Source organism: Streptococcus sp. 27098_8_66 (genome assembly GCF_041431945.1).
In the GTDB taxonomy this organism is placed as follows: Bacteria; Bacillota; Bacilli; order Lactobacillales; family Streptococcaceae; genus Streptococcus; species Streptococcus dentalis.
Window position 1 is genome coordinate 1 of record NZ_JAPVYS010000005.1, and the last position, 22,164, is coordinate 22,164.

Consider the following 22,164-nt stretch of genomic DNA (forward strand, 5'->3'; position numbering starts at 1 on the left):
TTGTAGCCTTCAAAACCTTGAAGGTTCTTAGCCGTAATGGTGAAGATGCCGTCTTTTTCTGATTTTGTAATGGTCAGATCAGCAGATGGTTTAGAAGCTGTGTAATCGATAAAGGCCTTTTTCACAAACTTGTTTTTGCCTTGAGCATCTACATAGAAGACCTGTGCTTCGTACTTGCCATCGGCATTTTCGTGGTCACTCGCTTTGGCTGTTACGGTATAAGAACCGTCTGCTTGACGAGTCGGAGTGTACCAGATGATATCCTTCATCCCATTGGCATGAGACCAGAATGGAATCTTCACTTCCTTGTAGCCTTCGAAACCTTGAAGATTTTTAGCCATAATGGTAAAGGTACCGTTTTTTTCTGATTTTACAATAGTCAGATCCGCTGAAACCGGAGTCTGATTTTTCTTTCCAATGGCTACTGTCGTCGTTGTTCCACCCACACCCGTCAATTGTCCATTATTCTGAACATAGTAAAGGTGGACATTGTAAAGACCGGTTGAGTTTTTATGGTCCGCTGCTTTTACATTGACGGTATAGGTCCCGTTTGCTTGACGATTGGCTGTATACCAAACAAGGTCATCTTGACCGCCTGTTTCTGACCAGATTGGTACAGAAACGGTTCGAACCCCATTTGGTGCCTTAACATTTGAGATGACAACGTCAAAGCGGCCCGTCATAGTATCGTTATTGACAATGTCAATCTTCCCACTTAAGCTGCCTTCTGTTGGATCCGCTGCAGGTTTTGCGTTCGCTGTGAAGCGACCTGTATAGTCCACACTGTGGTCAAATAGGTGTTTTCCTGGAAGCAATTCCGCTTGAGAAGTGAACTGCCACGCGCCAGCTTTCCCATTGTAACGCAAGCTTTTCGCATCGTTTACAGACAGTTTTGGAGAAGGATATTGCGCAACCCAGAAATTCTGAAGCCCAAATTGAGCGGTGTTGACAGGACCTTTCTTGCGAAGGTTGTTTTCATCCAACCAGCTGGCACTGGTGTAGAACATCAAGTTGGTGTAGCCATTTTTACGCATTTCGTCAGCCCAGGCTTGGGTGTTGCGATTAATGTTTGGCTGCATCTTGGCATCCTCAAAGTCATTGACCATGAGGGTATTCTTTGGCAAACTCAAACGTTGTGCAGCTGCAATATAGAACCGCGCTTCTGCACGCGCTGCTTCCTCAGAAGTATAGCGTGAGAAGTGGTAGGTCGATACTTGTAGACCCGCAGCTTGTGCATTACGAATTTGGTTCTCCGCATTTGGGTTCTTGTACCAAGTGTCTTCTGTCAATTTGACAACGACACCGCCCACGCCTTTATTAGCTAGGGTACGGTAGTCTCCAATACTAATGTCTCCGTTATGGCTACTCACATCAACGAATGATTTTGGCTGAACCGCCACATCTGTTGAACGACCAGCTGGAGCGTGAGCGCCTGTGTTAAAGAAGGTCGTGCTTCCTGAATCAGACGGAAGAGGAGTTTCTTCTTTCTCAGTAGTCGATGCTTCTGTAGCCTTCTCTACAGATGGGGTCCCACTTTCTGAAGCGGTGGCCTTGCTCACAGGTGCCACAGCTGGTTCGGTCACAGTTGCTGGTGCTGCATAGTTGTTTTCAACAGGTACTACTGACTTTTCAGCAACGGCTACTTCTGGCACTTTTTCAGCTTGGACTTGGTTGCCTTCAGTAGCAGTGGCCTCATTTGAAACCAGCTCATCTGCACTGACTCCCTGAGCAGATACAGCCATCAAGACTGCCGCTCCGGCATAAAAAATAAGATCTTTCTTTTTCATATAAACTTCCCTTTATACAAATTTTATACGTTAATCATTTTACCACACGGTTTCAGCGATGAAAAGTTTCATAAGGCAATTTTTTAAAATTAGTGATATTTTTTTGAAAAACTAAAAAAGAAGTCCGTCTGACTTCTTTTGATCTTATGATAAATGTTTTAAGGCTGTCTTTAAGTAGTGACCATCTCTGATTTCCTGACCAACACGCTTGGCATTGTCCACCAAGGTTTGGTAATCAGCGTCTGAAAGATTGTCGATTGTCTCCTTCAAATCATGGAGCGACTCTACTGCAATCCCACAGCCCTTCTCAAGCACAAAATGAGACAAGGCTGACTGTTTCCAAACCACAAGTGGGAATCCTGAGGCCAAGTACAGTGATGCTTTATGAGAGTTGTTATAGCGAAGGTACTCGCCAAAAACACCACTACAGGTTTCAGCACTATCACCATCCCAGACAAGACCAAACCCCCCCTCAAGGGCCGCAGGAAGCTCATCCGGTAGGAAGGACCCAAAGTAAGTTTCATTCTCTAAAGCTCTACTCTCATCAAAACCAACACCATAGAGATTATAGGCAGGTTCTGCAGGAAGAGCATAGAGATAATCAGCTTTTTCTTGTGCCAAATTACCAGCCACAATAATTGGCTGATTCTTAGTTAGACCAGTCTTCTCTTGGAAATTTGGAATCAAGTAGTCGAAAATGCCAAGGCTAACAATCTTATCTTCCGCAATCCCTTTATCCACCAAGACAGATTTCATAACCGGGTTGTGGGCGATGATCCCATCAGCTGCTTTGAGAAAACTTGCTTCTTGAAGGTACATCCGAATTCTGTGTTTTAAAGGCAGTGAAGTCATGTTGGCATGGCGAAGCACTTCTAGATCATGAATCAAAAGATAGACTTTAATCCCTCTTTTTTGCGCTTTTTTGACCAAATGGGTGGAGAAAAAGCTATGGTGAAGCATTGGAAACTGGATCAGCAACTCATCTCCTTGCTTTAGTTGATCCAAGGCTTGTCCAAAAGTCTTTGCCTTATGGCGTTGAGCCGCAAGGGTACTCATCTGATACCAATTGTCGACGGAAAGGACCAAGGGATGATAGCCTTCTTCTTTCACAATACTTTCTACGTCATTGCGTGCTTTATTTCCCGCGTTCTTTGCGTTGACATCATGCAGGAATTCTTCTTTTAAGTAGTATTTCATAGATTATGGTTTCTTTCAATCAAACTCATTTGCTACGACTTCCAAAGCTCGCTCAATAACCACGTGCATGTCGTAGTATTTGTAGTCTGCCAAACGTCCACAGAAGATAACCTTATCATTTTTGGCTGCTTCTTCTTGGTACTTAGCAAACATGGCGTTGTTCTTTTCATCATTGATTGGGTAGTATGGTTCATCCCCACGTTTCCAGTCAGCTGGGTATTCACGTGTGATAACTGTCTTAGGTTGTGTACCATACTCGAAGTGCTTGTGCTCAATGATCCGAGTATAAGGAATCTCACGCTCTGTGTAGTTGACCACCGCATTCCCTTGATGGTTTTCCTCATCCAAGACTTCGTGTTCAAAACGCAGGCTACGGTACTCCAACTCACCGTGTTTGTAGTCAAAGTACTGGTCAATCATTCCTGTAAAGACAACTTTATCAGCTGAAGCTTCAAGCTCTTCACGATTGGCAAAGAAATCAACCCCAAGTTCTACTTCTACATCACCCAGCATGTTTTCAATGATGACGTTGTAACCACCGATTGGAATTCCTTGGTAACGGTCATTAAAGTAGTTGTTATCAAAGGTCAAACGAACTGGAAGACGTTTGATGATAAAGGGTGGAAGGTCCGTGGCAGAACGTCCCCACTGCTTTTCAGTGTAGCCCTTAATCAACTTTTCGTAGATATCTGGACCGATCAACTTGATGGCTTGTTCTTCCAGGTTTTTTGGCTCAACATCTTTCATATCAGCTGTTTGCTCAGCAATCTTGTCCTTGACTTCTTGAGGAGTCTTGGTTCCCCACATAGCGTAGAAGGTATTCATGTTAAAGGGAAGATTGTACAGACTGCCCTTATAGTTAGCTACTGGTGAGTTGATATAGTTGTTGAATTCTGCGAACTGGTTGACATAGTCCCACACTTTTTTGTTAGACGTATGGAAAATGTGGGCACCATACTTGTGAACATTGATGCCTTCAACCTCTTCACAGTAGATATTCCCACCGATGTGATCCCGCTTGTCAATCACTTTTACTTTTTTACCACGTTTTGTAGCTTCATGTGCGAAGATGGCTCCAGACAAACCAGCACCAACAATCAGATAATCGTACATAGTAGACTCCATTATTTTTCTATTTTAAAATATATCTAAACTCTTAGCCGTTTCGTTAGACTCGTAGCTATAGATTAGACCTTCAAATTCCCCCAATTTCCTCACTATAAGAGAGAGAATTGACCGGCTTTTTCTTGACAACTTCTGTTGCAAAGAGTGTGAACATAAAGATGTTATAAGTCGGTACAAACCAAAATGCTTCAATCATACAGTTAATCGCAATGAGGGACAAAATTGCAACAAATAAATAACGCCCCTTCTTGAATTCATATTTTGAAACAATGACATAAATACCGACTAATAAAGCAACCGGTACGATACCATATGTAAATAGCATCTGAACATAAGACGAATCGACATAATTATAATTGAGGACAGACTCCGTGCTTCCTCCGGATCCGATAAACTGAACCCCTCTTGTTCCAAACCAATTCAAAGGATATAAATTAAAAGCATTTTTACCTAAGGCTAACCGACCCGTAATGAATTGATTAATTTGGACATAAAGTGGAGATGACCAAGAGAAATGATAGGTTAAATAGATCATTCCGCTTGAAAAAAGGATGATCGAATAGGGCAACAAGTGATACAACTTCAGCTTCTTCTCCTTTGTGAAATAAAAGAAGAGAAACAGTAAGACAGCGACCAATAGTGAGATCGCATTCATACGAGCATCACAGAACTTCATAATAAATAAAGCTAAGAGCACGCCACTTAGGGACCGTAGGCCAATATACCGATCTTTTAGCAAATAGGAGATCGCGACATAGAGGTAGAAACAATGGGATGCGAAATCTGTTGGATAGATAAACCCAAATGAATTACGGATAACGGCACCCCGACTATATTGTAAGTTTGGAACTACCTTTAATAGTGACAATAGAAATACTGCAAGGACAATCGTACCTGCAACACCTATATAAGTTTTTAAAATGACTTTCCTATCCGCATTGACCAGTAAAACCATTAAGAGAGAATAAACTAAGAAATTTAACTTATCCGTCTTGAAATAAACCATAACAGCTACCATCAATAACATGGCAGACAAGATTAGATAATGATAGGGAATCGAGATTTTATTAAAAAAACGAAGCAATAAGAGAGCTACAACCACTAAGAGGGAGCTCGCACCAACATGCAAAAAGCCCTTATTTAACATCGTAGTGGATATTGTATTAAAGAAGATCACAATCGAGACGACAAAACCAACCAGTAGATCGTCAAATTTCATTTTTATCATTAAATTACCTGATAAAGAATTTTTAAAGAAAAGCTCATTCTGACTAGATTAGAAGTCCTGCTTAGGGGACACCCCTGCTATAGCATTCTTTTCTGAAGCTTTTGTTTACTTAAAAATTCATATCCTTCCTTTCTACTCTCTACTGTTTATTTAAAAATTGTTGTTTTAATTCTTTCACATCTACCACTCTCAGAGATAGGATAGCGATCAGATAAATGATCCCACCAAGCACCGCATACACGAGTACATTCAGGGTAGGGGTGAAATGTAGGAACGGTTTTACAAGTTGCAAGAGGCCATACATCAGAGCAGATGCGAACATAATTTTTGTCATCGCACCGATAATTGGAACTTCCTTGAGGTAATGACGGGTATAGTAGAGTTGAATCAGCCATACTAAGGATTCTGTTAAAACGGATACAATGGCTGCGCCAATAAAACCAAAATGGGGTAAGAAGAGCAGGTTCAACCCGACACTGACGATAGCAGGAATCGTGGTGGACAGCATAAATTCTTTGTTCTTATCATGCGGGATGAGAATTTGAATCCCCATGATATTGGTCCATCCGATGAAGAACATACGGAAGATCATGATAGCGATGGCATAGCGAGCATCTTGGAAATCCTTCCCTAAGAAGAATCGAACAAAGTCATCGTTTACAATCAGCATGCCGGCAATAATCGGGAAAATGACCAAATTATAAATCAAAAAGGACATTTGGTGCATCTTATGGACCGCCTTGTGATCTCCTGAAGCCAAGAGACTCGCCACGCGCGGAAGCATGACACTTCCTAAAGACGTCACCAAGGTCAATAGGATATTAACCAATTTCAAGGCCTGGTCATAAATCCCCACATCCTTTGTAGAGGCGAGAGCCCCAAGCATGGTCCGATCCAAGGTGACATAGAGGGAAATGGCAATCTGCGGTAAAAAGAGCAGAATAACCGGTTTCAAATGCACCCGTGCATAAGCCATATCAAAATGGGCTTTCCCAATGAACTCCCGAGCAGGTAGCCACATACTCAGCTGACCTAAGAGCTCAAAGATGGTCAGTAAGAATACATAGAGATACAAATCATTGGCAGATTTGACAAACAAGAAGATGGAGATGACTCCAACCAGTTTGACCGTGATATTCCGAACCGTAATCTTGCGGAAGTCCTCTAACCCCTGAAAAAGCCAGGAGATATCGAGTCCCTTAGAAACCAAGCTAAGTCCTAAGATATAAGCGACAGGATTTTGCATGGAAGGTAGGGTTAGACACAAAAGAACATAGAGGGTAAGAGATAAAATCGTAGCCCCCAACTGGAGGGTATAAATCCCCCAGAAATTCTTTTGGATATCTTTCCGGTGTCCTGAGATCTCCTTAGTTCCATAATTGGCCACCCCTAGCGTCGCCAACAGGATAAAATAAGTGACGATGGAGTTGAAATAGCCATAGGTCCCTAAGTCATTTGAACTAAAAACCCGTGTCACATAAGGGGTGGTGATAATCGGTAAGATAATCACCAGCAACTGGTAGGAGAGATTATAGGCGTAATTTTTTAGCACTTTCATGATTGGCTACAATCCCCACTTAAAGACCGTTTTAAACGGTGTGATCAAATCTGTCGCAAAAGCTCGGTGAATATCTGGAATGGTTTGAACTTCTCCATCAACGTGAATAATGTTTTTCAAACGACTTTGGACTCGACGATTAGCCAGCATCTCTACAGCCCGCTCAAAATCCTCACGACCCGAACGAGAAGACCCTACAAAGGTCAAGCCCTTTTCAAGAACATCTCTTGTATTGACCGCGACCCGGTTGTCACTAACTCCCATCAACATCACAGTTCCTTGGGGTTTGATATGATCAATAATATCATTGATGGCTGGTTCGCTTCCTTGGCCACCAGTACACTCAAAGGCGTGATCGAAACGTTGATCGTCTGTCAACTCGCTGGTTAAAATTGCCTGATGGATAAAATTAAACAACTGCAATTTATCACTATTACGCCCAACAACTGTAATCTTCAGCTCTGGATAAAGATAGTGCAAAGAAGTCGCAACCACATATGAAAGACTCCCATCTCCTAAAATCAAAACAGACTCTCTTCGTTGGTGGGCAATGAGGTCAAAGCGATGAATAGCATGCATGGCCACACTGCTAAACTCTGCTAAAGCTGTCACGGGACCACGAACTTCTTCTGGATAAGCCACTACACGATCCAGCGGCAGGGCAACGACTTCCTGCATAAAGCCATTATAGCCACTAGACAAGAAGTGCGTCCCCTCCAAATAATTTTCAAAGAAGACACCCTCTGTTTGATGAGGAGGCTGATTGGGAACCATGGCCACAATCTGTCCTGGTTGATAGGTTCCTGTAGGATCCGCTACCACAATTCCAGACGACTCATGGATCAGGGCCATGGGCAATTTCTTTTTAAGCACCTTAGGATCCCGTTTCCCTTGATAGTAACGTTGGTCCGCATGACAAATAGCCATGTAATAAGGGCGTATTAACACCTTGTCTCCACGGCTCATGTCTTCTTCTTGGTATTTGATGGTGATATTTTTCGGCTGGGTCAGCTGAAAGATTTGGTTCAACATATTAATTGTCCTCAATCATACCGCGTGCAATTTTCAAATCTGTAATCGTCGTAATTTTAATATTGGAATATTCCCCTTTTGCAAGGGCTACTTTTTTACCATTGATGACAAAGATCTTGCAAGCATCTGTCAAGACTTCTTTTTGCTGATCACTCAAGTCATGATACAAGGCAAGAAAGTCTTTCATTTTAAAGGTTTGAGGGGTCTGACCCTGATAGAGGTATTGGCGCTCAGGGATATCCGTGATAAAGGTATTGTCCAAGCTTTGAACAATAGTATCGGTCGCTTCGACCACTGTATCCACAACGTCATGGCTCTTAGCTAGTTCAATATTCTCTTGAATGGTTTTTAGGCTAACAAAGGGACGAACCGAATCATGCGTGACGATAATATCCTCATCTGTCAAAGGCTGCAGCTCATCGATAGCCAGGATGATGTTTTCGATGGTAGAGTTGCGGTCACTTCCTCCCTCTACAACCAAGATCCGGTCCTTATAAGAAGACAAGTACTTGTCTACCAGATCTTCCGTATAGGTCACCCAGTTCGGATGAATCCCTAACACAATTTTCTGAATCTCATGGACTAATAAGAACTTCTCAACCGTGTGGATTAAAATAGGACGTCCACCCAAATCCAAAAATTGTTTGGGCATATCCGTAATCCCCATCCGTGAGCCTGTCCCACCTGCTAAAATCCCTGCATAAATCATCCTAAACCTCCTGATATTGTCTCTTTTTCCTTCTCTAGAACACGGCTTTTTAGTAATCTAGCCTAGTTTTGCTCTCACCTTTTGATACAAATGTGGAGAAAGGAGCAAAAGAAGGTATTTGAGTTTATTTTTTCTTGTAATATGTGAATTGAATAGAATATCTTTCCAATAGCGACGATACTCTTTGCGAATCTTGTTGACCCGCTCATACATTTGAGAACCTAACATCGCATGGACTACATGCAAACCATTAAAGACATAGCGGGTATTGACCGCTTTTTTCATTTCTGGATCATCAGGATAGTCTCTCTCGACATAGGCTCTGTTCCATTCCATAGCCTTGTAAAAATTCAAAAGGCGATCGCTATACTTCGAATTGACTGTACTACCCGCTCTTCGATAGTACTTATAAAGATGCTGACTTCCTACAGCAATTTCCTTACAAGCAGCAATATGCTCATAGGCAATGGCCAAATCTTCATAAATCATTCCTTCTGGATAGGGATGTTGGAGTAAGATCTCTTTCTTGTAGAGTTTTCCTCCAGGATGAGTCCCTACACTGTTCCCATAAAACATATGAAGAAGGGCTGCATGACGATCTAGTTTTTTACTATCTTCCAGCGAAAGGTCACCGGCGATCAAATCAGTCTGGTGATCTCGCACTTCTACGATAGAGGTCACAACCAAATCGACACCATACTGATCTTTTAAAGCCACTAAATATTCAACAGCTTTTGTATTATAATAGTCATCCGCATCTAGAAACATGATCCAATCAGAAGAGGCCTGTTGGACCCCGATATTTCTTGCTCGAGATTGCCCGCCATTTTCGACGTGAAAAACTCGAATACGATCATCTTCCTGAGCATACTGGTCGCAAATTTCTCCTGATCGATCAGTCGATCCATCATCGACTAGGATGATTTCAATATTTGAATAGGTCTGTTGTCTAAGACTACCGACACTATACTGTAAATACTCCTCGACATTATAGACCGGTATGACAATCGAAACCTTTTCCATTATGCTAATCCCTTCATGATAATTTCTACAATCTGTTGACAAGCTGTTCCATCCCCATAAGGATTACTTGCCTGGCTCATCTTCTCGTATTCGTCTTGATCTTCCAGAAGGAGTTTGAAGTTGCGATAGATGTTTTCTTCTTCTGTTCCGACCAATTTCAAAGTCCCTGCAGCCACACCTTCTGGGCGCTCTGTCGTATCGCGCATGACAAGGACGGGCTTCCCTAAAGAAGGCGCTTCTTCTTGAACGCCACCTGAGTCCGTCAAAATCATATAGCTTTGCTTCATGAAATTATGAAAATCAATCACTTCCAAGGGCTCAATGATCTTCATTCGCTCATTCTCTCCAAAAATCTTGCTGGCCAATTCTCTGACTTTTGGATTTTTGTGAATAGGGTAGACCACCTTGACATCTTCAAACTCATCCAAAATCCGGTTGACCGCACGGAACATGTGCTCCATAGGTTCTCCAAGATTTTCGCGACGATGGGCCGTCAACATAATGAGCTTGCTCCCTTTCGCCCATTCTAAAATAGGGTGATCATAACCGTCTTGGACTGTCGTTTTTAGGGCATCAATAACAGTATTTCCTGTAACGAAAATATTGGTCCGTCCTTCTTTTTGAAGATTCTCTTTTGAAACCTGGGTTGGAGCAAAATTGTAATCTGCCACTATGGAAGTAGCTTGACGGTTAAACTCTTCAGGATATGGGCTTTGAAGATTGTAAGTCCGAAGACCTGCTTCCACATGCCCTACTTTGATGCCCATATAAAAGGCCGCCAAAGCTGTCGCAAAGGTGGTGGTCGTATCCCCATGCACGAGGACAATATCAGGTTTTTCCTCTTCTAATACCGGTTGGATTTTCTCTAAAATAGAGGTCGTGATGGTGAACAAGGTTTGGTTGGCCTTCATGATACCAAGATCATAATCTGGAGTGACTTGGAAGACATCCAAGACCTGTTCTAACATTTCCTTGTGCTGCCCTGTTACACAGACTACGGTTTCAATCGTATTGTGCTGCTTGAGTTCATTCACCAAAGGACACATTTTAATGGCTTCTGGACGCGTCCCAAACACCAACATTACTTTTTTCATTTTGAACCCTTCCTCATGAATTGGTAAAAGTTGCGATAGTTGTCTAAAAAGATCGGATAGCTATACTTGCTTTCATAATCTCTCTTTGCTTGAGCAGCTAAAGAGGCTCTTTCCTCAGGACTCTCTGCCAATTTTTTAATTGCTTGAGCTAAGGCTTGCGGATTCTCAGCTGGAACGAGGATCCCATTGCCAGAATTCACCACTTCGTTCACACCTGGAATATCTGTCGCAATCATGGTTTTGCCGTTCATAAAGGCCTCGATTGCAACCAATCCAAATCCTTCAAAAATCGATGGAAGAACACAAAAGTCAAAGCTATTGATACACTCTACCACGTCGCTCCGATAACCTAAAAAATGAATTCTTTCTTCCAAATCCAGCTCCTTGGTTTGATTTATCAAATAATTTTTCAATTCTCCATCACCGACAATAAACAAGGATACACTTGGATTTGTCACTAGTGACATAGCTTCGATCAGATAGGGTAACCCTTTTTGTTCGGACAGGCGAGCGATACATCCTATTTTGATACCGTCACACTGAGTAATTTCATTTACTGTATGCTCACTTTGTTTCATTTTTACTCCATTATAAATCACAATAGAGTTTTTTGACCTCACATCATTAAGGATATTTTCCTGGACAGCTTGACTGACAGCAACCGTTCGAGCCTTTCCTAGGGCGAATTTATAAAGTGGTAATTTATCCTTGAAAACATTATGAGCTGTATAGACATGGAGCAAGTTCGGATGGCGCATCTGCAGCAAACGAATATAGAAAGCAGCCATCCGGTGATGGGTGTGGACAAGAGTAATCTCATTTTCTTTGATGATCTTGGAGAGACTAGCAAGGATCTTGAGCACCGTAGCTGGCTGTTTGCTATCGACATCTAAAATCCGATGGTGTTGAATCCCATTCTCTGCCAGTTTTTCTTCCCACAATCCACCAGTTGATGCGACATGAACCTGATCAAATTCATCCTTGAGGTCTGTCGCCAACTGATAGACAATACGTTCCGCTCCACCGATATCCATGGTCCGCGAAATGTGAAGAATATTATTTTTTTGCTTTCCGTTTTTCATGTACTACTCTCTTAATAAAAGTGGCATTTCCTACAAAATAACGCTTAAAGAGCCGTTTGGGTTCGTTGGCCACACGGAACAACCATTCCAGATTGGCTTTTTGCATCCACATAGGTGCCCGCTTGATATGACCTGAGAGGACATCAAAGCTTCCTCCCACTCCCATAAAGACAGAATTGACGCCATTGTCCATAAACTTCTGGATCAAGTACTCCTTTTTAGGAGAGGTGATGCCGACAAAGACAAAATCTGGCTTCTTCTCACGAATATCTTCTTGAATAGCCTCCTCCTCTTCAGCAGAGAAATAGCCATTGCGATGCCCCACTACTCGGAGATTCGGATAATCCTTTTTAAAGATAGTTAGCATATCTGTCAATACTTCCTCTTTTGCACCGAAGAAGTAGACAGAGTAGCCTTTTTCATTGGCTAAATGGAGCAATTCCTGCATCAAATCAATGCCTGCCACGCGCTCTGGCACAGCATAACCCAAATAGCGCGCTGCGAGAACAACAGAAGCACCATCTGCATTAATGATTTCAGATTCATTGACAATCTTCTTGATGGCCTCATCTGTCGCACATTGATTGAGCTTATCTGCGTTGACTCCCATCAAATGGAGTGGTTTTTTATCTCGGACAAATTTTTCTGTAGCAGCAACAGTTTCTACCATTGTTAAAGGGTCAATTCTGACCCCCATCATTGTAAAACTTTTCAAGCTTATTCTCCCCAAGTGGATTCAAAATGACCTTTTTGCTCGGATTCTTCTGGCAACTTCATATAATCGCCATAAATTTTTGTCAGATAAGCATCCGGATCAGCATGACCACTGATTTTAATTGTTTCAAAATCAAGGAGTTGTGGCTCCCCAAATACTTCTTTGTAGGCCAATTCTCTCTCGCGATAGGATCCTAAGACATTTCCCACGAGATCACTTGTCTCAAAGTCATATTTTTTAATCGTATTTTGTAACTTTTGATTGATTTTTTCAGTATTTAGTAATTTGTCTAGGCGAAGGATCTTAGAAACCTTCACAATTGAATTTTCAAAGAAACCTCGGTCGCGATTGTGCAATCGATTGATGACAGATATTTTGGAAAGGGCACGGTAATACTTAATTTTATTGGTGTGCAAGAAATAGTGGAAGCCATCTGATGGGTAACCATCTAAAGGAAACACATCGATAAAAGGACTACACACAACCCCACCAAATTCAATTTGAAGCGAGGTATCCATGATGGATGTATTGCCTAAATTATCATCATGGATTCTCAAGATGACATTGCTTGGTAATTCGTTTTGGCAAATTTCCAGAAACTTTTCATAGTCTTTTCTAGGCATGCCCAAATCCATATCGTCATCCCAAGGGATAAAGCCTTTGTGACGAATGGCTCCCAATAAAGTGCCCCCTAAAGCATAGTATCGAAGATTGTGTTTTGTGCAAATCTCAATATACTTTTCTAATAAGGATAGTTCTCCTAATTGAATCTGTCTAACTTTACTCACAGCCTACTTCGCTCCTTCTTTTCTAAGTACAACCTTCACGGTCTTGAGCAGGATCTGAATATCTCTCCAGATCGTCCAATCATCCATGTATGCAACGTCGAGTTTGACCACTTCGTCAAAGTCTGTAATCTCACTGCGTCCGCTCACTTGCCAAAGGCCTGTAATCCCTGGCTTGAAACTGAGTCTACGTTTTTGGGCTGGCGTATAGTCTTGGTATTCATCTACCGTTGGAGGACGAGTTCCGACTAGACTCATGTCACCGATCAGAACATTGTAAAATTGTGGCAATTCATCAAGACTGGTCTTACGGATAAAGCGTCCGATCGGTGTTACCCGTGGATCGTTTTCCATCTTAAACATCCCACCTGTCATGGTGTTTTGCGCCATCAGATCTTTTTTAATCTCTTCGGCATCCACGCGCATGGAGCGGAATTTATAGAAGTTAAAATACCGTCCGTTCTTTCCGACCCGCTTCTGTACAAAGAAGGCAGGACCGCCATCTTTGCGGATTAGAGGGACCAAAACGATACTCACTAGTCCACAAATCAAGAGGCCAAAGAAAGCTCCTGCAATGTCCAAGAGACGTTTTGCAAATACGTGGCTCGGTTTGTAAAAATTGGTTGAGAAAGTGACGACGCTTAGTCCCCCGACTTCTCGAACCCGTTTATTGCCTAAGGAAGCGAAGTTAAAGGCATTGAGATTGACCGACACATCGATCCCCATACTCTCAAACTCCGAGACGAAGTCACTTATATTATAGTCCTCACTTGGCAGATTGATAAAGACTTCATCCACCACTTCCTTGGTCACAAAGTTCATCATTTGATCCGGCTGCACCACCCTGACACCTGAATGAGCAAAATCCGTATTGTCCATGACAGTGACACCGATTAGATCTCCATGATAGAGGTTGGGTGAATGCAAGATATCAAATACTTTTTCCATCCGACTGGTCGCTGTGATCAAGAAGATCTTTCTCGAACTTTTCCGCCGTGGTGAAACAGATTTCCGGTATCTCTTAAGCAAGAGATCCATGGCATAGACGGCAAAGGTATTAAAAAGAAAGAAGTAGATCATCCCCCGTCGAGAGATAGAAAAGACCCCATCGAGCATAAAAGAGGTAAAGGTGATCCCAACAGCGAAAAATACATTGTATTTCAAGACCTGAAAGAGCTCATCTAGGTAACCCCTACTGTAAAAACGATAGGAGACATTGCTAATGTAAAAGGCTACAAAGTGCAAAAGATAGAGCACCGCGATCGTCTGTGGCGTGTATTCTGCATTCTTAAAAAAGCTCACAATGTAAGCTGAAAATAGGACAGCCAAACTTTGAAAGAGAACAATCGTTAATTTTTCCAGTTCAATTCTTTCTTCTCCCATTTTCCCTCGATCCTATTCTTTACTTTTTCCCATATTCCCCGTAAGATCCATATCCACCATACGAACCATACTCGGTAGCTTTAATGTTAAATTTATTGAGCACTACTCCTAAGAAAGGGGTGCCTGTTTGTTCTAATTGTTCCTTCGCCTTTTGGACAGCCTTGCGTCCATTGGCACCAGATTCCGTGATCAAGACGGTTCCATCACAGCGTTGAGCGATAATCGCCGCATCGATCACGATTCCGATTGGAGGTGTATCGACAATGATGTAGTCAAAATGCTCACGTAGGGCATCCATCATCACGGTGAAGTTCTTACTTTGCAAGAGACCCGTTGGGTTTGGCGCGACCTGTCCAGATTCGATGATATCCAAGTTTGGAAAATCAGTAGGATATAAAATTTGGTTCAATTGGCTACGACCAGATAAGAAGTCAGTCAATCCTTGGATCTTATCACGGCTACGGAAAACCCCTGTCATGACAGAGTTCCGGATATCGCAGTCGACTAAGAGAGTCTTATAACCCGCACGCGCAAAGGCAACGGCCAAGTTGGTTGAAGTGGTTGATTTTCCTTCGTTTTCTTTAACAGATGAGACAGCGATGACTTTCAGATTCACACCACTCAATTGGATATTCGTCGCAAGAGCATTGAAATACTCCTCTGCCTTATGGATTTCTTGTAGTTTATTTTTTGAAATTTCTAATGTATTCATGCGTTCCTCGGTCTACAATTTCTTAATATCTGGCACAATACCAAGTAAGGTGAAGCCCATCAATTCTTCGATATCCTCTGGTCTCTTGACACGATCGTCCAAGACTTCTGCTACGACCATGAGAACCACCATCAAGCCAGCTCCAGCAATAAAGCCAAGAAGGACATTGCGTCGGATATTTGGTGAAGAAGGTGATTGAGGCACTTCTGCTTCATCCAAAGTCGTAACATCTGACACCTTGGTCACAGAGATGATCTTTGCAGCTGCTACATTTCGAAGGCCATTGGCAATGCGGGCCGCTTCTTTTGGATCTCCATCCTTAGCCGTGATGGAAAGGATACGAGTATCTGTCGGAACGGATACACTGATCTTTTTCGACAGCTCAGCTGGTGTCAGATCGAGTTTCAATTCTTCGATGGCTTGACTCAATACATTTTGAGAAAGGATGATCTCACGGTAGTCTTTAACCAAGTAAGAACCCGCCTGCAAATCCGAGTTTGTCAAGGCATTGTTGTCTTGGTTTTGACGACTGACCACATAGATCCGGCTAGTACTTTGGTATTCTTTCTTGGCTAAAAAGGCACTATAGCCAAATGCTGCGATGGCAAAGACAAGAGCGACCAAAACGATTGAGAACTTGCGTTTCCATAGGGTCTTCAGCATAGCGAAAACATCAATTTCCACTGCTTGATTTTCTTGATTGTTCATTTCCTAATTACTCCTTCGTGTGGATCTCTCCACCTGTTTCATGGTTAGATTAATTCATCCGCTAACAAGAGTTCTTGATTGCTGACAAAGAGAGCTTGTGCTCTTTGTTCTCCGTATTCTTCCTTGATCAAGCGATAGGCTTCTGCCATATAAGGCGGTCGTTTATCCACATTGTGCATATCACTGGCAACAAAGTGTACCAAGTCTTTTTCTAAGAAGTACCGAGCTCGTTTTTTGAGTTGTTTTTGTTCATCCCCAAAGAGGCGAGGCTTGAGAACACTAGAACTATTGATCTGCATGTAGCAGCCCATGTTAATCATCTCTTGCACGCGCTCCTCATTTTTCTCCAAGCACTTGTAGCGCTCGATATGGGCCACCACTGGTGTCACACCTAGATGAAGCAAGCGGTCCAAAGCGGTATGAATCTCCTTGTAAGGTGTTCCCATGCTGAATTCGATCAGAGCAAAGCGCGTATCTGCCAAACGTGGAATGATCTTTTCTTCCAGTTTTTTCAAGACATCATTGGTAAAGTAGATCTCTGCCCCATAATGAATCGTTAAATCTGGCGCGACCTCTGCCGCAATTTTTTTCACTTCTTGAAAATTTTCAGAAATCTTTTCTTCGGGAGTTTCAAACATTCCCTTGCGGCGATGAGAAGTGGAGATAATGGTCCGTACCCCTTGGCGATAGCTTTCTTCCAATAAGGCACGCGTATCTTCTCTTGTCTTTGGTCCATCATCCACATCAAAGACGATGTGCGAGTGGATATCAATCATTTTTCTTTTCCTTCCATTACTTTTTGAATGGTTTCCTTAGCCTTGGTCAAGCTGGCTTGATCCAACTCCATAACATAGAGGTTGTAACCAGGCATGGCATAAGATGGTAAGTCGGTGCGTCCTTGACCGGTGATTGCTTGGGAAGTCACATCATAAGAGCCACCCGATTCTAGCTGGGTATTGATCAAGTTCATCATAGTCGGCAACTGCATGTTGGTTTGGACAGAATCTTGGAGGTTTCCAATAATCTCATTGTAGTTGCTTAAAACCTTGGTAGAGGTCAACTTTTTGATAATAGCTGCAATGACTTTTTCTTGGTTTTTCCCACGGTCATTGTCGCCACCTTGAAGAGAGTAGCGTTCGCGAACAAAACCGAGGGCTTGCTCCGAATTCAAATGGACTTTGCCAACTGGGAAATGGAACTTGCCATGAAGGCTCGTGAATTCCTGGTCATTTTCCACATCGATTCCCCCTAGAAGGTCAATCAACTTGAGGAAGGATGTGAAATTGAGACGAACGTAGTAGTTGAGCTTGATATCATAGAGATTCTCAAGGGTATGGATAGAAGCATCCACTCCGTAGATCCCCGCATGGGTCAACTTATCATTTTGGTTATTACCACCATCTGCAATCGGTACATAGGCATCCCGTGGTGTCGTTGTCAATAGGACTTGCTTGGTCTTCCGATTGACCGTCATGATGATATTGACATCTGAACGAGAAACCGAGGTTACCGGACCATAGGTATCGATCCCGCTGACATAGATGTTAAAGACATCCGCATTGGCAGACACCTTGCTCGTCGCTGCCACTTCTTTTCGGATCTTGTAGGAATAGATTTTCTTCAACTTCTTCGCATAGTCCGCATCTTCTGCGGCAATGGTATCCTCAAAGGTACTGTTGAGGACCATAGCAGAGGCATTCCCTTCCTGCAGACTCTTATAGGCATCTAGATAAGTCGGTGCATCCACTACAGAAATTTCCTGACCCTTGGTCTTTTTGATGTTGTCCAAGAGGGCAGTAAGATTGGCTTCGTTATTGTTGCCCTTTGGTGCCACCACTTCCTTGATTTCTTTGATATCTTTGATGTCACTGTCTTTCTTGACATAGACAGCCATCTCAAACTCTGTATAGTTAGAGTGGCCATTGACATTACTGGTCAGATTCAAAAGCTGTTGGCTAGCAAACAAAACTCCTGAACTAGCCAATAAGCCGACAAGAAGCAGGACGAACGTTGTCTTTTTGGCCTGATTTTTGATCACAAACCAAGCTGACAAGAGCAAGAGAAGAGCTAGTAGTACAATCACGAGAATATTAACATAGCGAAAAGCCAAGATGTTATTGGCCAACATGGTATAGGTCGCCCAACTTGCACTCATAAGCAAAAAAATAAGCAATACGGAATTAATGATTCGCAATTGCCCCCACTTATGTTCTGAACGACGGCACCGTCTCCTTTGTGACATAAATACCTCCAATTAGTCCTAATCATATTTATTGTAACATATTTTTATTAAAAAATGCATTAATTATCACCATTTTGTCCATTATAGACATTTATAAAATAAGCGTTTTCTAAAACTAGAGAAATCTCTTGTATACTTATGCAGAGAATCCAAAAAAACCGAGTGCAAAACCCGGTTTTTTGAAGCGATTACAAAAGATCGTCCCGCTTGACCTGCTCAAAACTTTCCCTTCCGTCATTGAGCTTATCCCAGATGACGACTTTTCCTTCTTTCAATGATTTTTGAACATCAATGATCCGCTGGTTAGAAGAGCCACGGAACTGCAACATGAGGTTGCGCTTGCTCTTATCATAGCGCCCATCGACCAGAATATCAATCAGTGATAGAAGCTCTAGTTTGTCTGGTGTCTCTAGCATCATTTCTTCCCAGGTGTAGCCGGTCCAAGACCAGATATCTTTATCAGGCAACTCTTTTCTCACGCGCTTGACCAAGGGCAGAAGGATGCCTGTGTTGAGAAAGGGTTCCCCTCCAAGCAAGGTCAAGCCCTGGACATAAGGTTGGGCCAGATCGGCCATGATCTGCTCTTCCAACTCTTTGGTATAGGGAATACCTGCATTGAAAGACCAGGTCGCTACATTGTAACAGCCCTCACAGTGAAACATGCAGCCGGCCACATAAAGGGAATTGCGCACCCCTTCACCATCGACAAAGTTAAAAGCCTTGTAATCAATGATACGCCCTTGACTCAGTTCCTCACTCTTCCATTCGCCTGGTTTAGGTGTATTCCATGTCATCCTTTTACTCCACTTCTATCCAATAACGCTCCGTTCCAATTCGAACATCTTCAAATTGACCGCCATTAGCTAAGATAACCTCTCGGCTGGCCGGATTTTCCGTGCTACATGTCACCAGAGCACGATGGATGTTCTTCTCCTTAGCGACTCGCAGACCTTGACGGAGAGCTTCCTTGGCATACCCCTTGCCTCTTTCAGAGGGACGGATGGAATAGCCAATATGACCAGCATAATTCAGCAATCCCTCATTTAGTCTCAGCCGTAGATTCAAAAAACCTAAAGCATGGCCTGATTCATCAAACAATACGAACTGAATTGATGGAACACGATTTTCAGGCAATCCTATTCCCATTTCTTTATTAAGGTTAGTTTCTAGCCACTCCTCATAATCAAAGTTCTCAGCATCCCAAAATCCGCCATCGTGGGCTGACTGGGTCTCTTCGAACTCTGTCATCATGTTTAGAATGGTTTCTTTATCTGCTAATGTTGGTCTGCGTAATTCCATCTTTACCTCCCCCATACGAGAAAAGCGAGAGCGAACTCTCACTTTTTCTTATTTTTATTTAAAAATTGCTCTCTCAGGCTGGCTACTCGGTCTTTTTTATTGATTCCACCCTTTGAATGCTTCTCGTGGAATCGTTGAACCTGAGCCTTGCCCTTATCATCTAATTGGTATTTTCCCATAATGTCCTTTTCTAATCTGTCACTTGGTGTCCAACTGATTTGATAGTGGATCCATTCATGTGTTTGACCCGCGCCGCGATTTCCTTATGACGGCCATTGACCATCGGACGAGCTTGAGGGTTTCCTAGATAACCACAGGTCCGTTTGACCACATCGACCGTCTTCGGATCGCTATTGCCACAGTTTGGACAAGCAAATCCGCGCTCAGTCGGCGTGAAGTCTCCCTCAAAATCACACTTGTAACAACGGTCAATCGGCGTATTGGTTCCGAGATAACCGACCCGGTCATAGGCATAATCCCAAACCGCTTCAAGGGCTTTTGGATTTTGTTGGAGCACAGGGTATTCACAGTAGTGGATAAAACCACCAGACGCCCCAGCTTCTGGGTATACTTTTTCAAAATCCAACTTCTCAAATGGGGTTGGGTTCTTACGAACATCGTAGTGGAAACTATTGGTGTAGTATTCCTTGTCTGTGATATCCGGAACCTTACCAAATTTCTCCGTATCCAGGCGACAGAAGCGATCTGTCAAGCTTTCTGACGGTGTCGAATAGATAGAGAAGTGGTAATCATACTGGTCAGACCATTCTTCCACGCGCGCTTTCATATCCTTGATAATATCGATCGTGAATTGTTTGGCTTCTGGATTGTGTTCCCAATTTGGACCATAAAAGACGGTTGCGACTTCATAGAGTCCGATATAGCCAAGAGAAACGGTTGCTCTGCGATGACGGAAGAGCTGATCTACCTGATCGTACTTGCCCAAGCGTTTCCCGAAAGCCCCATATTGGTAGAGAATCGGTGCATTGGCTGGTGTTGCTTCTTTGGTGCGTTCCACCCGGTAAACCAAGGCGTCTTCAGCGATGTTCATCCGTTCATTAAAGATTTGCCAGAACTTCTCCTTGTCTCCGCCTGATTCCAAGGCAATCCGAGGTAAATTGACCGTCACAACTCCTAGGTTCATCCGACCAGAATTAACTTCCACACCATTCTCGTCCTTCCAACCTTGAAGGAAAGAGCGACATCCCATTGGCACCTTGAAGGAGCCTGTCAACTCGACAATCTTGTCATAAGACAAAACGTCTGGGTACATGCGCTTCGTCGCACATTCCAAGGCCAATTGCTTGATATCATAGTTAGGGGTTCCAGATTCTAGGTTGAGCCCCCGCTTGAGGGTAAAGATCAGTTTTGGAAAGATAGCGGTCCGATGTTCCGATCCAAGTCCCTTGATTCTGATTTCCAAAATCGCCTTTTGGATTTCCCGCTCGAAGCGATTGGTTCCAAGACCAAAGCCAAGCGAAGTAAAGGGGGTTTGCCCGTTCGAAGTAAAGAGGGTATTGATCTCATATTCCAGCGATTGCATGGCATCATAGATATCTTTTTGAGTCTTGCTCCAAGCGTAGTCCTCTTGCTTTTCAGGAAGCACCCACTCTTTGGCATCTGCCAAGTGTTTTTGGTAGTTCTTTTCTGCATAAGGGGCCAAGACTTCATCGATCCGGTCTGCTGAGCAACCCCCGTACTGACTAGAGGCTACATTGGCAATGATTTGCGAGATCTGAGCCGTTGCAGTTTGGATGGACTTAGGACTTTCGACTTCTGCATTCCCAATCTTAAAGCCATTTCTGAGCATGCCTTCAAAATCGATCAAACAGCAGTTGGTCATCGGTGTATAAGGGCTATAGTCCAAATCATGGTAGTGGATATCCCCTTTTTGATGGGCATTGGCTACGTGTTTGGGCAACATTTTAAGACCAATAGACTTACCAACGATCCCCGCCGTCAAGTCCCGTTGCGTATTAAAGACATCGCTGTCCTTATTGGCATTTTCATTGACAACCGCTTGGTCCTTGTTGAGGAGTTTTCCAATCGTAAAGTTGATATCCGTCGCTTTTGAGCGCTCAAAATCCCGCTGAGTCCGATAAGTAATGTAGCTCTCAGCAATCGCATATTCGTTGGCTTGAAGCAATTCATGTTCGACAACATTTTGGATCTCATAGATCTTCACGCCATTTGGAAAACGTTCCAAGATCTCTGCGATCACACGATCGACAATGGCTTCTAGTTTGGCTTCCATCACTGGAGTGAGAGAAGTCACTTCTTCTGTCGCCTTCAACAAGGCTTTATAAATTTTTTCAACATCGAATTGAACACGGCGGCCATCTCGTTTTTCAACAAAAATATCCGGGACCATTCTCAGTTTTTCTTCTCTCAAGGTGATCATACCAAATATGCCTCTCTTCATTTATTTACATACAAGTTGTATTATACCACTCCAAAAATAAAAATCAATATCTTGTGGTGAAAA

21 protein-coding genes are annotated in these 22,164 nt (G+C 42.9%); all 21 read right to left on the bottom strand.

Annotated elements, in window-relative coordinates:
- A partial coding sequence (locus O3642_RS05225; RefSeq protein ID WP_371605559.1) for a GBS Bsp-like repeat-containing protein occupies positions 1–1,787 on the bottom strand: 1,787 nt, incomplete at its 3' end.
- A 144-nt stretch (positions 1,788–1,931) separates the two neighbouring features.
- Complete coding sequence (locus tag O3642_RS05230; protein ID WP_371605560.1) at positions 1,932–2,984, bottom strand: galactofuranosyltransferase; 1,053 nt, start codon at positions 2,982–2,984, stop codon at positions 1,932–1,934.
- 15 nt (positions 2,985–2,999) lie between these two features.
- A complete protein-coding gene (gene glf, locus O3642_RS05235) occupies positions 3,000–4,097 on the bottom strand; it encodes a UDP-galactopyranose mutase (protein WP_117744805.1) in 1,098 nt (365 codons plus the stop codon).
- 82 nt (positions 4,098–4,179) lie between these two features.
- Positions 4,180–5,337: a polysaccharide polymerase gene (locus O3642_RS05240; RefSeq protein ID WP_155128102.1), complete on the bottom strand. Its 1,158-nt coding sequence runs from the start codon at positions 5,335–5,337 to the stop codon at positions 4,180–4,182.
- Between the two features lie 139 nt (positions 5,338–5,476).
- Complete coding sequence (locus O3642_RS05245; RefSeq protein ID WP_003012754.1) at positions 5,477–6,895, bottom strand: flippase; 1,419 nt, start codon at positions 6,893–6,895, stop codon at positions 5,477–5,479.
- Positions 6,896–6,901: 6 nt separating this feature from the next.
- Complete coding sequence (locus tag O3642_RS05250) at positions 6,902–7,927, bottom strand: zinc-binding dehydrogenase (protein ID WP_155128105.1); 1,026 nt, start codon at positions 7,925–7,927, stop codon at positions 6,902–6,904.
- A 1-nt stretch (position 7,928) separates the two neighbouring features.
- Positions 7,929–8,636, bottom strand: a complete 708-nt coding sequence (locus O3642_RS05255) for a 2-C-methyl-D-erythritol 4-phosphate cytidylyltransferase (RefSeq protein WP_155128108.1) — start codon at positions 8,634–8,636, stop codon at positions 7,929–7,931.
- A 57-nt stretch (positions 8,637–8,693) separates the two neighbouring features.
- Complete coding sequence (locus tag O3642_RS05260; protein WP_155128111.1) at positions 8,694–9,659, bottom strand: glycosyltransferase family 2 protein; 966 nt, start codon at positions 9,657–9,659, stop codon at positions 8,694–8,696.
- Positions 9,659–10,753: a non-hydrolyzing UDP-N-acetylglucosamine 2-epimerase gene (gene wecB / locus O3642_RS05265; RefSeq protein WP_155128114.1), complete on the bottom strand. Its 1,095-nt coding sequence runs from the start codon at positions 10,751–10,753 to the stop codon at positions 9,659–9,661. Before wecB ends, O3642_RS05260 begins: the two co-directional genes overlap by 1 nt.
- Positions 10,750–11,835, bottom strand: a complete 1,086-nt coding sequence (locus O3642_RS05270) for a glycosyltransferase family 4 protein (RefSeq protein WP_155128118.1) — start codon at positions 11,833–11,835, stop codon at positions 10,750–10,752. Before O3642_RS05270 ends, wecB begins: the two co-directional genes overlap by 4 nt.
- The gene (locus O3642_RS05275; protein WP_173018944.1) at positions 11,810–12,532 is read right to left on the bottom strand and encodes a WecB/TagA/CpsF family glycosyltransferase; all 723 of its coding nucleotides are present in this window, start codon (positions 12,530–12,532) and stop codon (positions 11,810–11,812) included. Before O3642_RS05275 ends, O3642_RS05270 begins: the two co-directional genes overlap by 26 nt.
- A 20-nt stretch (positions 12,533–12,552) precedes the next feature.
- Positions 12,553–13,338, bottom strand: a complete 786-nt coding sequence (locus O3642_RS05280; protein ID WP_320911093.1) for a LicD family protein — start codon at positions 13,336–13,338, stop codon at positions 12,553–12,555.
- Positions 13,339–13,341: 3 nt separating this feature from the next.
- Positions 13,342–14,718, bottom strand: coding sequence for a sugar transferase (locus O3642_RS05285; protein ID WP_003012763.1), 1,377 nt, complete (start codon positions 14,716–14,718; stop codon positions 13,342–13,344).
- A gap of 19 nt (positions 14,719–14,737) precedes the next feature.
- Complete coding sequence (locus tag O3642_RS05290; protein WP_003012902.1) at positions 14,738–15,430, bottom strand: tyrosine-protein kinase; 693 nt, start codon at positions 15,428–15,430, stop codon at positions 14,738–14,740.
- 12 nt (positions 15,431–15,442) lie between these two features.
- On the bottom strand, positions 15,443–16,138 hold the full coding sequence (locus O3642_RS05295) for a Wzz/FepE/Etk N-terminal domain-containing protein (protein ID WP_371605561.1): 696 nt from the start codon (positions 16,136–16,138) through the stop codon (positions 15,443–15,445).
- Positions 16,139–16,182: 44 nt separating this feature from the next.
- Positions 16,183–16,914 carry a capsular polysaccharide biosynthesis protein Cps4B gene (cps4B, locus tag O3642_RS05300; RefSeq protein ID WP_003012712.1) on the bottom strand — a complete coding sequence of 244 codons (732 nt, stop codon included), beginning with the start codon at positions 16,912–16,914 and terminating at the stop codon, positions 16,183–16,185.
- Positions 16,911–18,380 (bottom strand): LCP family protein, encoded by a 1,470-nt coding sequence (locus O3642_RS05305; protein WP_371605562.1) that lies wholly within the window; start codon positions 18,378–18,380, stop codon positions 16,911–16,913. Before O3642_RS05305 ends, cps4B begins: the two co-directional genes overlap by 4 nt.
- A 188-nt stretch (positions 18,381–18,568) precedes the next feature.
- Entirely contained in the window at positions 18,569–19,174 is a 606-nt protein-coding gene (nrdG, locus tag O3642_RS05310; protein WP_003002059.1) for an anaerobic ribonucleoside-triphosphate reductase activating protein, read from the bottom strand.
- Positions 19,175–19,178: 4 nt separating this feature from the next.
- The gene (locus O3642_RS05315) at positions 19,179–19,679 is read right to left on the bottom strand and encodes a GNAT family N-acetyltransferase (protein WP_155128124.1); all 501 of its coding nucleotides are present in this window, start codon (positions 19,677–19,679) and stop codon (positions 19,179–19,181) included.
- A gap of 38 nt (positions 19,680–19,717) precedes the next feature.
- A complete protein-coding gene (locus O3642_RS05320) occupies positions 19,718–19,858 on the bottom strand; it encodes a hypothetical protein (RefSeq protein WP_003002079.1) in 141 nt (46 codons plus the stop codon).
- Positions 19,859–19,869: 11 nt separating this feature from the next.
- On the bottom strand, positions 19,870–22,080 hold the full coding sequence (gene nrdD / locus O3642_RS05325; RefSeq protein WP_155128127.1) for an anaerobic ribonucleoside-triphosphate reductase: 2,211 nt from the start codon (positions 22,078–22,080) through the stop codon (positions 19,870–19,872).
- Between the last annotated feature and the right edge of the window lie 84 nt (positions 22,081–22,164).